The following is a 13016-nucleotide window of genomic DNA, read 5'->3' as shown; positions in this document are numbered from 1 at the left end:
ACGCAAGACGCCGGATCAGTTGAGCAGACCTGCCTCGGTCGCCGCCTCGATATATTCGGCCTTGCGGGCCTTCATGAAGTCATCCATGCCATCGATGCCGACGTCGAGCAGCGCGAAGCCGCCATCGAGCATCTGCTTGCGGAATGCCTCGTCAGCATTGATTTCGCCAAACATGTCCGACAGGGCCTTGACCGTTTCAGCCGGGGTATCCTTGGGAACCGCCATGCCGCGATAGGCGCCACCGACCATCTCGAAGCCGAGTTCCTTGAAGGTCGGAACATCGGGGAAAAGCGGATGCCGCTCCTCCATGGCTACCGCCAGCAACCGGACCGCGTCACCTTGTGCCGCGCCCACTGTCGTGTAGCCCCATTGCGCCTTCACCTGTTTGCCGAGCATTGCCGTTGTTGATGCGCCTGTACCCTTGAACGGCACATAGGTGGACTTGATGCCGGCCATCTTGTCAAAGCGGATCTGCGCGAGATGGTTGGCCGTTGCCTTGCCTGAACCCGACATGGTCAGCGAACCGGGATTGGCCTTGGCGTCGGCAATGAGATCGGCCAGCGTCTGATAAGGGCTGTCGGCGGTCACCACGATCGCATCGGGCGTGTAATGGAACATGTAGAAGGTCTTGATGTCATCGGTGGTGTAGCCGACATCCTTCTGCGCCGGTTGAATGACGATATGCGGCAGGTTTGTGCCCATGATCGTGTAGCCATCGGCTGTCATCGAGTTGAGCTGGGACCAGCCGACCGCGCCGCCGCCGCCGGGCTTGTAGGAGACCACAAGATCCTGACCGAACTTGTCCTTGAAAAACGGCTGCTGGAAGCGAGCGGAAATATCGGATTCGCCTCCCGGTCCAAATGGAATGACGTACTCGACCGATTTGTCCGGAAACGCCATGGCGCCGGTCGCCGCGGCGATCGAGACCGCTGACGCAATCACCAATGTCTTGGCGGTTTTCAGATTGAACATGCTTTCCTCCCAGAAACTCTTGAAATGCAAGCGCTTACATGCCGACTCGCAATAATACCTAAAAAGCCGTCTCGCCCGATCTCATATCCTCTCCCCGAGAACGGCCGACACAGCACGATCATATAAACACCTGTCAGCCGGTTTGTCATGACCTTTCATTCGATTTCAAGGCGCCGGTATTGCTGGCTTCCGGTCCCGAAAGCTCCGCTCATGTGGCTGCCCTCCGCATCATTCGGCTTGGCCACCGCTGACTTCACCGCTACCACCCGGACGGTCATCACAAATCCCGGACTGGAGGTGAAAAATGGTTCACTCGAAAGCACTCGTGGTTGGCGTCGGCGACGGACTGTCCGCATCACTGGCGCGTCTGTTTCACGCCGAGGGCTACGAGGTGGTGCTGTCAGCACGCGACATCGGCAAGATCAGCGCGTTGAGACAAGAGACCGGCGCACAAGTGGTGGCTTGCGACGCTTCCAATCCGGCCCAGGTCCAGAAAATGATGGATTGTATCGAAGGGTCGCTCGGGATCTGCGTTTACAATCCGTCCTACCGCCAGCGCGGACCGCTCGTGGATCTCGATCCGGCCGAGGTGGAGCGATCGATCCGGGTGACGGCTTTCGGCTCCTTTCTTGTCGGTCAGGCGGCGGCGCGAAGAATGTTGGAGCAGAACGATGAAGGGACCGGGCGCGGCGCCATCCTGTTTACCGGCGCGTCCGCTGGGGTGAAGGGGTTTGCGCAATCGGCGCCCTTCGCAATGGGAAAATTCGCACAGCGCGGACTGGCGCAATCGATGGCGCGCGAATTGCACCCGCAGGGAATTCACGTCGCCTGGGTCAATATCGATGGAGCAATTCGCAATCCGGGCCGGAGCGAACCGGACGAAAAACCGCAATCGATGCTCGATCCGGATGAAATTGCGCGAAACTATCTGGCGCTCATCCGCCAGAACCGAAGCGCATGGACAGACGAACTGACACTAAGACCCTGGGTGGAACGATTCTGAAAGCGCAGTGATAACAGACAAGGGGGTCACGGCTGTTGCCGGCTGTCTGAGCCTTTGCCTGGCCCACCGGTTGAGCTCCGGGCACAGGCACCTGACCATCACCAGCGGCCTTAAAGCGGCTTTAGCCTTTTTTTGCTTTTACAACCTAAACTGAGGTCGAATTGGAATCGCGGCCTCGATCAGAATCATGTCGGAGGCAACGCGATTTCGCAGGAATCGCCATGCCTTTGAAGTTGAAACGCCTCATCAATCACTGCAGTATCCTGCTGCGGCCCAGTGTCTTTGCCGCCGGGATAGCGCTCGTGGTAACCTTGGCTGCGGGCTTGTTCGCTGAAAACCAGAACCGCGTCCTCTCCTATCAGAATGCGCGCGCCAAGGTCAGTGAACAGCTGGGGCTGGTGCGGGCAAAGCTCGAAGGCAACATCAACAGCAACATTCAACTGGTGCGGGGACTGGTGGCGGTCATCGAGACGCAACCTGACATCGATCAACTCAGCTTCAGCAAAATTGCCTCCGGACTGGTCGGCACGCATTCGCAATTGCGCAACATTGCCGGGGCTCCGAACCTGGTGGTCAGCCTGATGTATCCGTTGCGCGGCAACGAAAAGGCCATCGGGCTCGACTACCGCATCAATGAAATGCAGCGTGAAGCGGCCATGCGGGCCGTTGAATCGCAGGAAATGGTGCTGGCGGGGCCGGTAAACCTGGTCCAGGGAGGACAGGGTTTTGTCGGCCGCTTCCCTGTCTTCATCGATGACGGCACAGGCGCCAGACATTTGTGGGGCCTTGTCGCTGCGGTCATCGATGTGGAACGCCTCTACGCGGAAAGCGGGCTTCTCGCAGCCGGCCTGCCGATCGAACTTGCCATCGCAGGAAAAGGCGGGACCGGCGCTGAAGGCGAAGTGTTTTTCGGATCGCCAACAACCTTTGCCAACGATCCGGTGATCACCGAAGTGACGTTGCCCAGCGGCAGCTGGCAGCTTGCCGCCATGCCCAAAGGCGGCTGGTCCGCCACGCCGGGCAATGTCTGGCAGATCCGGCTGTTTATTCTGCTTGGCGGTCTGCTGGTGATCTTGCCAATTTCCATCGCAGGTCATCTTTACGACCAGCGCCGGGTCAACATACGCGAAATCAATCGCCGCAAAAGCGAAGTGGAAAAACTCTCGCACCGGCTCAAACTGGCGCTCAACACGTCAAAAATTGGGGTCTGGGAATACAATCTGGATACCGGCATGCTGACCTGGGACGAGCGGATGCGCGAACTCTATGGTGTTGCAGGCGGTGTTGAAAAGCTCCGCATCGATATCTGGTCGTCAGCGGTCCATCCGGACGACAGGGCCCAGGCGGAAGACGAATTCAATCACGCAATCATCACCGGCGGCACCTACAATTCCGAATTCCGCGTGCTTACCGGTGACGGAACACCGCGCTGGATCCGTGCGATAGGCGCGGTGCATCATGATTTGCGTGGCCAGCGATATATTGTCGGCGTCAACTGGGATGTCTCCGCCGATATTGAACTCAAGACAAGACTGCTTGCATCCAAGCAGAATGCCGAGTTGAGGAACCGCGAGCTGGAAGACGCGCGCGCCCAGATGGAACGCAACTCGTTGCATGACAGTCTCACCGGTCTGCCCAACCGGCGGTTTCTCGACGAGAGGCTGCTGAATGGTCATGCCGGAAAGACGGTAACCGCGCTGCTGCATATCGACCTTGACCGGTTCAAGCAGATCAATGACACGCTGGGGCACGCCGCGGGAGACGCGATGCTCGCCCATGCCGCGACAGTGTTGAAGACCAGCACGCGCGCCGGCGACTTCATCGCCCGGATCGGCGGTGATGAATTTGTCATCGCAACGACATCGAAGACCAGCGAAGAGCAGCTGTCTGCCCTTGCCAACCGGATCATCGTGCAAATGCGTCAGCCGGTTCCCTACGAGAGCCACGAGTGCCGGTTCGGGGTCAGCATCGGGATTGCCATTGCCGATCCGGATGAGGACAATTGCGGCAAGCGGCTGCTGATCGACGCCGATATCGCACTGTACCGGGCCAAGAGCAACGGACGCAATCGCTTCGAGTTCTTCACCGCCTCCCTCAAGGCCGAGATCATCCGCAACAAACGCGTTGCCGATGACATTCTCAACGGGCTTGAGCGGACCGAATTCCTGCCCTATTTCCAGCCGCAATTCGACGCCAGGACGCTGGATGTGGTCGGTGTCGAGGCATTGGCGCGCTGGGAACACCCGACCGAGGGCGTGCTGACGCCCGACGTCTTTCTCAAGACCGCGAGCGAGCTTAACGTCGTGCCGTTGATCGATCGCTCGATCCTCAAGCAGACGTTGTGGCAATCGACCCGCTGGAAAGCCGCCGGCATCTCGATCCCGAAAATGTCGGTCAATGTGTCCGCCGGCCGGCTGTATGAGACCGATCTTATCGACAGCCTCGATGGCATCGCCATCGAACGGGGCACGCTTTCGTTCGAACTGCTCGAATCCATCTTTCTCGACGACAAGAACGACACCATCGTCGCCAATATCGCGCGTCTCAAGGCGTTGGGCATTGAAATCGAGATCGACGATTTCGGCACCGGCTTTGCTTCGATCGTGAGCCTGATCCAGGTTCGGCCCGACCGGCTGAAGATTGATCGTCAACTGATATCGCCCATCGTCGGTTCGGACAGCCAGCGTCGTCTCGTCGCCTCCATTATCGAAATCGGTCAATCCCTCGGCATCAAGGTGATTGCCGAAGGCGTCGAGACCATGGAACACGCCGTCATTCTTCGTGATCTCGGTTGCGATACGCTTCAGGGCTACGCGCTGGCCCGCCCGATGTCCTCGAACCAACTGATGAAGTTCATTGTCAATGAGACCTGGCGGCAGGTGGCGTGAGGCGCGATTGCAGCCAAGCCCTCGATGCGGTTACCTGCGGACCCCGCAGCGGACATCACCGACATGCCAGGCTGCCCATGTGTGGGCAGGACGCACCGCGGCCCGGGGATCACACTGCCTGCCGCCATAATGTTTCCACCTCCGACCGGCCGCCTCCGGCTGAATTCAAACCCGCGCCACTCAATTCGACAAGCATCGTCAACACCATGATTATTGCATTGATGCGCCGTGCGTGATGAGCTAGAAGACCGCTTGTCAGCTGCTTCGCGGGGCTGGATTCAGGCCAAAATCCTGATTGGACCTCCTCCCCGCCAGGCGCAACGGATGCACCCGTAGCTCAGCTGGATAGAGTGCTGCCCTCCGAAGGCAGAGGTCACAGGTTCGAATCCTGTCGGGTGCGCCAATACTTCCAATGATTTAGCCAGTTTACTCGAAATTTGATTGTTCGTCTAGCAATCAAATAGCAATCGCTATGAAGTGAACAACTTGCCCCTTAAATGACTTTGCGGGCACAAGCGTTTCAGCAATTGGACTCAGAAGAAATCACAATTCAGCACTTGATTTGGGTACAAATGATCCCGATAATAGCAATGCGGCTCGGAACTTAGATTTGTTCTGAAACGTCTTGGCTTTGAAAAAGCCAGCGGTTTTATATCGAGCAAACCGACCTCCCATAACGGGAAGCAGGACCTTAGGGTCCGCCGATAGTGAAATAACGTCTGTGACCGCGCACGTTTTCTATCGGAACAGCTCATCACCACTCGTTATCATTACGAGGAGCGTGAGCTGGCGAGGTCGTAACTTTTCTTCCTCACAATTCTTGCGCTCCTCCCTCACAGGAGGTTCCATGACTAAAGTTCATCGAAAAGTAAATTCTGTTGAAGCAAGAGCAAAAGAGGTCACTCATGCCCTTTTGCTCTTCCTCGCACACACCGTCGCAAGTGGGAGGATGTCGACGACATGGGCGGCGTCGTCATGCCTCTCGAGGATGCGCCCGAGTTCATTGCCAACGAGGGTATCTTTTGGGCCTGGACGTGACCAGAAATCGTACAAAGTCGAGCTTAGCCCTGCACCTTAAGGAGATACTCCAACAACAACCTGGCCAAACTGCTGCGGCGGCTTGATCCAGGCCAAACGGCGTGGATATTGAGCGTCGGCATCGACCAGTCCGGCAACACCCGCACCAGCAGTCCGGTCGCGAGATCCTCTCTGATTTCGCTCAGCGGCAACTTCTGCAGGCCGAGCCCGGCCAGAACCGCGGACCGGGCACCGCTGATCGAGTTGACCAGAACCCGTGATTGTTCGGGTAGCACAGTGACCTCTTCCTTTCCGCGCGTGAGCACGAATTTGTCGGGCAGCATGTCCAGCAGCACAAAATCACATCGGGCAAGATCCTGTGGAACCACCGGTTTCTCGATCGTCTCCAGGTAAGACGGGGCTGCAACAAGCAAGCGCTCGAACGTTCCTATCTTGCGGCCCATCAAAGTGCTTTCAGGCATCGCCCCCAGGCGAATAGCCATGTCGTAGCCTTCCGCGATCAGATTGATCTGTTCATCGCTGCCGTGGAGGGTGATGGCCACATTGGGATAGCGTCGGGCGAACCGCCAGATCGCGTTTTCCTGCGGGCTGTTGGTCAGGAATGCGGGCATCGTCAAGCGTAAGGCGCCGGCAGGCCCGGCGCTGATATCGGCAATGGCGTCGAGGCCTTCCTCGGCCGCCTCGACCATCCGCCTGGCGGCTTCCAGCAGTCGGCGCCCCTCGCCCGTCAGCGACAGCGCCCGGGTCGAGCGGTGCAACAGGGTAACGCCGTGACGGGTCTCAAGCACTTTCACATGGTGGCTGACCACCGATGTCGACAGCCGAAGCGCGCGGCCTGCGGCGCTGAAACTGCCCGCTTCGGCAACCTTGGCGAAGATGGCAAGTGCACGCAGATCGTCGATCATTGATCACATCCTTCGATTGAATGAGATAATAATTCAAATTTACCCCATCAAGTCAAACGATGAGAACATCCCTATTCTATGAAAAATTGAAAGGTCATCACTATGAGCCAATCCATCAGCCATGTTCAAACGCCGAAGGCGAGCCAGTATCTGCAACAGCTCTGCAAGCATTTTGGCCACAAGGTGCCGGTTGAGTTCGATGCCCTGAACGGTTCCATCACCCTGCCTTTCGGTACCTGCGTTCTACTCGCCCGGGACGAGAAACTGGTCCTGACGGTTGCGGGTGACGATATCGGCAAGCTCGAACAGGTGATCGGAAATCATCTTGAGCGTTTCGCCTTTCGTGAATCCCTCACTGTGACTTGGGACGCAATCAACCAGCCATGACTGCCTGATGCGCTTGGGCAAGATCACGACACCCGGAGACGAGACTATGAAAACCCTGAAAACTCTTTTCAACTCACCCTACGCTTTCTGGGTGCTGCTTGCCCTGCCCTCCATCGCCCTGATCGACGGTGCATTGTCTGGCGGAGATCTGGAGCCGCTGCTGCACCCCACCGGGGAATTCTCTGCCCGATTCATGATCATCGCCATGATGCTCACGCCGTTGCGGATGTTGTTGCCGAAATCCGTCGCGGTGCTCTGGCTGCTGCGCCGGCGCCGCTACCTTGGTGTCGCCGCCTTCTTCTATGCAACCCTGCATACGCTCTATTATGTGATAGACCTTGGATCGCTCTCAGCCGTTGCGGCGGATATCGCCACGCTTGGTATCTGGACCGGCTGGGTGGCATTCGTCATCTTCGTGCCGCTGGCGCTGACGTCCAATGATGCTTCCGTCCGCCGGCTTCGCCGCACCTGGAAGACGCTGCAACGCTTTGTCTATCCGGCAGCCGTCGCCACTCTGCTGCACTGGGTATTCATTAACGACAATATTGGTCCGGCTCTGGTGCATTTTGTGCCGCTGGCGGCCCTGGAAATCTACCGCATCTGGAAAACCGCAGGCGCCAAGCGTTCGCTGGCTGTCGCTGCCAAGATCGCGTCATGACACGAAACAGAGGAAAATCCACCATGACCACAATCGCTGTTACTGCCGCCAGCGGCCAGCTTGGCCGAGCCATCGTCAAGGCACTCACGGCACGCGCCGGCGCCGATACCGTCATCGGCCTTGCCCGAAATCCGGAGAAAGCTTGTGATCTCGGGGTCGAGATCCGCAAGGGAGATTATGACGATCGTACCGGTCTCGAGCGTTCTCTTTGCGGCGTGGATGTCGTGCTGCTGGTCTCCGGCATGGATGAACCCGGCAAACGTATTGGCCAGCACCGCAATGTTATTGAAGCCGCTAAAACCGCCGGGGTGCGCAAGATTGTCTATACCAGCGTGCAGGGGCCGGATGAAGGTTCCAGCTTCTCGGCGGTGGTACAAAGCAACCGCCAGACCGAGCAGGATGTGCGCGAGAGTGGGCTGGATTGGGTCATCGGCCGCAACGGCATCTATATCGAGCCCGACATCGACTATATCGAGTCCTACAGGGCTGCCGGTGAGATTGCCAACTGTGCCAGAGACGGAAAGTGCGGCTACACGACCCGGGACGAATTGGCCTACGCCTATGCACAATTGCTGGTCAGCGAAATCCACAACGCTCAAACCTACAATTTGCACGGCGAGAGCCTGACCCAGGCGGCGCTGGCCGATTACCTGAGCCAGATTCTTGGAACCTCTGTGGTGTATCGCGCCATGAGCGTCGAGGCTTACAAGCAGAATCGCATTGTCGAACTTGGCGAATTCATCGGCACGGTCATCGCAGGCATATATTCGGGCATCCGTGATGGCGCTTTCGACAACGCCAGCAACTACGCCCAAGCAGCCGGACGCCCCCATCAATCCTGGGATGATTACTTCTCGGAGATCCAGGCAAACGCGAAAGTCTGATGATGCTCCTGCGGCATGACCCCTCGACGTGCTCCCATTTTTCCAACGTTACGTGCGTTTCCGGCATCAATCTTGCCTCAATAGACGGTTGATGGACGGGCAGTGGCTGATCCTTTTGATCATGCCAACGCCTGTTGCTTCGTTGGTGCGAACGCAAGACGCCCCGCAGGAATGCTCCCTGCGGGGTTGATCGTATCTGAAGCCAGAATTGATGGGGCAACGGCCTATTGCAATAAAATGAAACTACGAGAGTGACACCCAAAGCCAGTAACCACCTCCAACAGGCTTCCCATTTGCCAAGTTCCTTTGTGCCCTCGGACTGTGGAACTTGCAGCTGACGGATCACAGGCTACATGGCTTTGGGGGTTTGTATGATCAGCATCACGACCAGAGGAACGGCGATCGGTTTAGGAGAGCCCAAACTTGAAGAGCCCGGCTCATGGGCCCGCCGTTCCGTGCCAGGTAGTCAGCGTAGCTGACATGTGTTTGGCGGAGCATTAGTACATCTGTCCAAATTGCGTTTCTCCATGTGAATAGGTCACAGTTTGCTAAGAACCATGATGAAACCCATGGTGAGAGCGAATTTGGGACTTTAGCGGCGTCGCGGCGTCTGGATATCCTGAATCAGGTTGGCGAGCTTGCCTACACTTTCGGGTTCTAAGGGCACGACTATTGAAGTGGTCGCAATCCGCAAACACTGCAAGCCTGGAGCGGAGGGAGTGGAAATGTCCAAAATCAGACAATGTGCACAGTGCCACGAACCCAGGCTGATACCGGTCTCGCGCAAGATGCAGGTGTACAATTCGACAATTCACTACAAATGCGGAAATTGTGCCGCTGAAATCGACATCACGCCCGTCGCCAGCATCGGCGTCGCGACGACGGTTGGAATTCTGGCGCTCGGGTTTTGGGGATGGATTCTGTTCAGAGGCAGCGGTCCGGTCGATTTACTGACTTTATCGATATATGGCGCAGCCGGCCTCCTCTTTTTCTGGTTTGCGCTTACTCCGCTCGCGGCGCATCTTAAAAACCCGCTGCTGAAGGACGGTGAGCCGGTTCAAATGCCGGTTGACCCTGCGGATGCCCATATCGCGAAAAAGCCAATTCTCTGGATAGAGAACCTTGGCTTCCTCTCCGGCTTGATCGCGCCACTCATTTTCGTACTTTGCGTTTTGGGCGGTGCAGCGCTGATTGGCTATGTCAATTTCACCTATTTTTGAGCTATCCCCACATCGCCAAGCGCGCTGGGCTATTTCCCCAATTCCTTCGCAGTGGCCACCGAATTCACAGCCGTCATGACACGCCATCCAATCAATGGCTCTCGGAGCTTGCTGTAACTTTGCGCGAATTTTGGCGCCTCCGTCGATACCAGAAAATACCGACCCCCAGTGCCCATATCAAATCAATAAACCAGACAACAATTCCGAAAAATACAAGAAACACCGTGGCGGCTAGCACGAGGGCGCAAACCAGCATCAGCAGCTGAATGGTTCCGACAACTGGCTTTCGCATGAACAGGGTGCCAAGCCCCGGCACAACCAGATTGCAAAGGATCTGAAGCATGTTTGAGCCCTCGGAGGTCATCTCGTTTCAAGTGGTGCCCGGATTGAGCGAAACTCTCGGCTCAATGTAGACGGATCATTGAAAGCATGAAAGTTTCGGTCCCTTGAGCGCTATTCCTTTATAACGTATTGCTGGATAATGGAGTTTGGCGACCTTGGGGGGGACATGGTTGGCAGGATAATTATCGCTGACGACCACCCGCTGTTCCGTGAAGGTCTGCGACGCATCATTCAGCGCGTCATGACGGCGTCGATTGTGGAGGTGACCGACACGGATTCCTTGCTGTCAGAGGCGCGAAAGAACGAAGCTCCCATCATGATGCTGCTTGATCTGGTGTTTCCCGGTTTCAAGGGAGCGGAAACTGTAGCTGATTTGCGCCAAGCATACCCTGGGTCAGCACTGGTTGTTATTTCAATGACTGACGACAACAAGGTTGCGAAAGAAATGATCGCGGCGGGTGCAAACGGATTCATCTCGAAATCCGTCTCCCCCGACGAAATATTGCTTTCCATCAACAAGATCGTGGAGGGCGAAATTGTTGTCTGTCTGGATGGTGATGATGCCATCGGGCAGAGTATTGTCCCGAACCTCTCACAACGGCACATCGATGTCCTTGTCGGAATCGGCCAGGGAAAAACAAACAAGGAGATTGCGCGCGAACTGGGCATTTCTCCCTTTACCGTTCGCGCACATATTTCCGCGGTGTTTAAGTCAATGGGGGTATCCACCCGCTCGGCCGCATCGGCAAAGGCGGTTTTGTACGGGTTGATTTAGCCGGTGCAATTCTGCGGCATCAGCTCGCGTTGGCGTAACCGGCGGTCATTGCCAACAGGACAGAACGCAGCTGCATGGGCGACACAGGCTTGTGGAGCGTCCAAAATCCCTGCTGTTTCGCCAACTCCCCGATTTGAGCGGTGATCGTACCGCTGATAATTGCGGTAGGCACCGACGATCTCTGATTTATCTCTTTTGCAAGGTCGATGCCGTTTTTCGAAATGTTGAGGTGATAGTCCATGAGAAGCATGTCAAAGCGTCTCGGAATATCCGACATTGGCGTACTGGTCTTAACGTCATAGCCCCAGTTCAACAGAAGGTTTTTCATTGCCTTTGTCACCTGCGGATTGTCGTCGATGATCAGGACCGTCTTGTTCGGCTTTATACATTCCCTGCGGGAATTGATTTCAGCCTGCGCCTGGACTGGTCGGGATGAAACGTGAAGTCCATCAATGGCAACATGCGTACCAACGCCTTCTGTTGACCTGAAATCAACGCTCAAATCCAGAAGCCGCGCTGTGCGGGATACAATCGGCAACCCCAGCCCCAGCCCATCCGTGCGCCCCGGACCCTGCGGATTGCCGCGAACAAACTCCTGAAAAATATCTTCCTGGAGATGATCAGGCACGCCAATTCCCTGATCGAGAACATGAACACTTGCCGTGCCATTCCTTACCCTCGCACCAAGAAGTATCTTCGCACCTGGCGCGTACTTGACAGCATTGAAAACCAGGTTCTGAAGTATCGAAGACAGCAGCGCCTTATCGGTCTCTACACAGATCGACGTTCCGACCAGATTTATGGAACCACCATGTCGTTCGGCTTCAGGCAGTGCTTGCCGCGCGGTTTGGCGCAGCACCTCATCGAGAGAAAAAACTGTCAGATCGGGTTTCAAGCGACCGGAATCCAAGGAGGTGACATTCAGAAGCGATTTGAACAAATTGGAAAGATTGTCGATCGACAGATCAATGGTATCCAAAACGTCTTGCCCATCGGCATCAAGTTCTTGATCGCGCAAGCACTCGGTGAGGAGCCCGATTGCGTGTATCGGTTGACGCAAGTCGTGATTTGCCTGGGCCAGAAACTGTGTTTTGGCGGCATTGGCTATATCTGCCTTCTTCGCTGCAGCGCGATATTTTTCTGCCAGATCGAGGTTTTCCAGTTTGGTGGCCAGATATTCAGATAATTCATCGCTGGTATCGTTGGCCAATCCGCACATCATGACCGTGAAGACGACGACGAGAACCCCCAGAAGAACAAAGTCACCGCCCATCATGAAAATTCGAATGGCGAGGAGTCCGGTAAAGGGCACCACATAGAAAAAATACGAGAACTTGAAAATGCCAAGGGAGCGGGCTGCTGAAGCTGCAGCTCCAGCCACAATGGCCATCTGCATGGAAAAATGCGCGGGATTTTGTATGTCCAGTCCAAGACAGACAAACGTTCCCCAGCTCAATCCGACAGCGGCAAAAAGGGTGTGGAGCCTGTTCTGCCATTCGTCCAGATCGAGCCCAGTGTTCAGCGGGTCCTGTGCTTGCTTGCCGAGGACGTAAAGAAGAGTTGGCGTTACCAGGATTTCCCAAACGCCCCAAAGCAGCAACCAGTGCAGCGCCAATACATCCCATGCGAGATAGATGAGCACGCTCGCTGCTGCCATGTGTCCAAGAAATATCTTGGCAGGCGCGCGCGAAAACAAGCGGGCACGGTCAGCCTGGAAGTCAGTGATACCGGGAAACAGCGTTTTCATACGGCGTCCATCCCAAAAAAGCACATTCCAACCTAGCTCGACAGAAGAGCTGGCGCACTAGGGTTTGTTGAGTATCAGGATTCCCAAATCACGCGATTTATGATTCAAGCTTCCTTTTGAGGAGACTTTCATGGACGTCGATCGCACTGTCATTACCGATCGCATGTGGGTTTTGATGGAGCCCCAGTGCCTTGGCA

Annotated in this window: 11 protein-coding genes and 1 tRNA gene; 8 read left to right on the top strand and 4 right to left on the bottom strand. The window is 56.2% G+C overall.

The genetic code is table 11. From position 1 onward, the window contains the following. Positions 1-15: 15 nt before the first annotated feature. Positions 16-972: a tripartite tricarboxylate transporter substrate binding protein gene (locus ABJN75_RS07580; protein ID WP_348438344.1), complete on the bottom strand. Its 957-nt coding sequence runs from the start codon at positions 970-972 to the stop codon at positions 16-18. A 304-nt stretch (positions 973-1276) separates the two neighbouring features. Here ABJN75_RS07580 and ABJN75_RS07575 point away from each other — a divergent pair, with 304 nt between their 5' ends. From ABJN75_RS07575 to ABJN75_RS07565, 3 genes are all read left to right on the top strand, one after another. After that, positions 1277-1975 (top strand): SDR family NAD(P)-dependent oxidoreductase, encoded by a 699-nt coding sequence (locus ABJN75_RS07575; protein ID WP_348438342.1) that lies wholly within the window; start codon positions 1277-1279, stop codon positions 1973-1975. A 221-nt stretch (positions 1976-2196) separates the two neighbouring features. After that, positions 2197-4863: an EAL domain-containing protein gene (locus ABJN75_RS07570; protein ID WP_348438340.1), complete on the top strand. Its 2667-nt coding sequence runs from the start codon at positions 2197-2199 to the stop codon at positions 4861-4863. 326 nt (positions 4864-5189) lie between these two features. Then, positions 5190-5266: transfer RNA gene (locus ABJN75_RS07565), tRNA-Arg, on the top strand. 658 nt (positions 5267-5924) lie between these two features. Here the strand turns inward: ABJN75_RS07565 and ABJN75_RS07560 are convergent. Continuing rightward, positions 5925-6806 carry a LysR family transcriptional regulator gene (locus ABJN75_RS07560; protein ID WP_348438338.1) on the bottom strand — a complete coding sequence of 294 codons (882 nt, stop codon included), beginning with the start codon at positions 6804-6806 and terminating at the stop codon, positions 5925-5927. 102 nt (positions 6807-6908) lie between these two features. On the opposite strand from ABJN75_RS07560, the gene ABJN75_RS07555 reads away from it, so the two are divergent. The 4 genes from ABJN75_RS07555 (at position 6909) to ABJN75_RS07540 (ending at position 9955) form a co-directional block, all read left to right on the top strand. Next, entirely contained in the window at positions 6909-7193 is a 285-nt protein-coding gene (locus ABJN75_RS07555; RefSeq protein WP_348438336.1) for a DUF2218 domain-containing protein, read from the top strand. A 46-nt stretch (positions 7194-7239) separates the two neighbouring features. Continuing rightward, a complete protein-coding gene (locus tag ABJN75_RS07550; RefSeq protein WP_348438335.1) occupies positions 7240-7851 on the top strand; it encodes a ferric reductase-like transmembrane domain-containing protein in 612 nt (203 codons plus the stop codon). Positions 7852-7874: 23 nt separating this feature from the next. Then, on the top strand, positions 7875-8735 hold the full coding sequence (locus ABJN75_RS07545) for an SDR family oxidoreductase (protein WP_348438333.1): 861 nt from the start codon (positions 7875-7877) through the stop codon (positions 8733-8735). Between the two features lie 719 nt (positions 8736-9454). Further along, a complete protein-coding gene (locus ABJN75_RS07540; RefSeq protein WP_348438331.1) occupies positions 9455-9955 on the top strand; it encodes a hypothetical protein in 501 nt (166 codons plus the stop codon). 91 nt (positions 9956-10046) lie between these two features. Here the strand turns inward: ABJN75_RS07540 and ABJN75_RS07535 are convergent, their stop codons facing one another. Next, positions 10047-10298 carry a hypothetical protein gene (locus tag ABJN75_RS07535; protein ID WP_348438329.1) on the bottom strand — a complete coding sequence of 84 codons (252 nt, stop codon included), beginning with the start codon at positions 10296-10298 and terminating at the stop codon, positions 10047-10049. A gap of 165 nt (positions 10299-10463) precedes the next feature. Between ABJN75_RS07535 and ABJN75_RS07530 the strand changes: the two genes are divergently transcribed. Continuing rightward, positions 10464-11072, top strand: a complete 609-nt coding sequence (locus ABJN75_RS07530) for a response regulator transcription factor (RefSeq protein WP_348438327.1) — start codon at positions 10464-10466, stop codon at positions 11070-11072. Positions 11073-11091: 19 nt separating this feature from the next. Here ABJN75_RS07530 and ABJN75_RS07525 read toward each other — a convergent pair whose 3' ends face one another. Further along, the gene (locus ABJN75_RS07525; RefSeq protein ID WP_348438325.1) at positions 11092-12819 is read right to left on the bottom strand and encodes a hybrid sensor histidine kinase/response regulator; all 1728 of its coding nucleotides are present in this window, start codon (positions 12817-12819) and stop codon (positions 11092-11094) included. Positions 12820-13016 lie beyond the last annotated feature (197 nt).

Source organism: Hoeflea sp. (assembly GCF_039975035.1).
Classification (GTDB): domain Bacteria; phylum Pseudomonadota; class Alphaproteobacteria; order Rhizobiales; family Rhizobiaceae; genus Hoeflea.
Note: the sequence above shows the minus strand (reverse complement) of the source record. Positions and strands in the feature narration are given on the sequence as shown.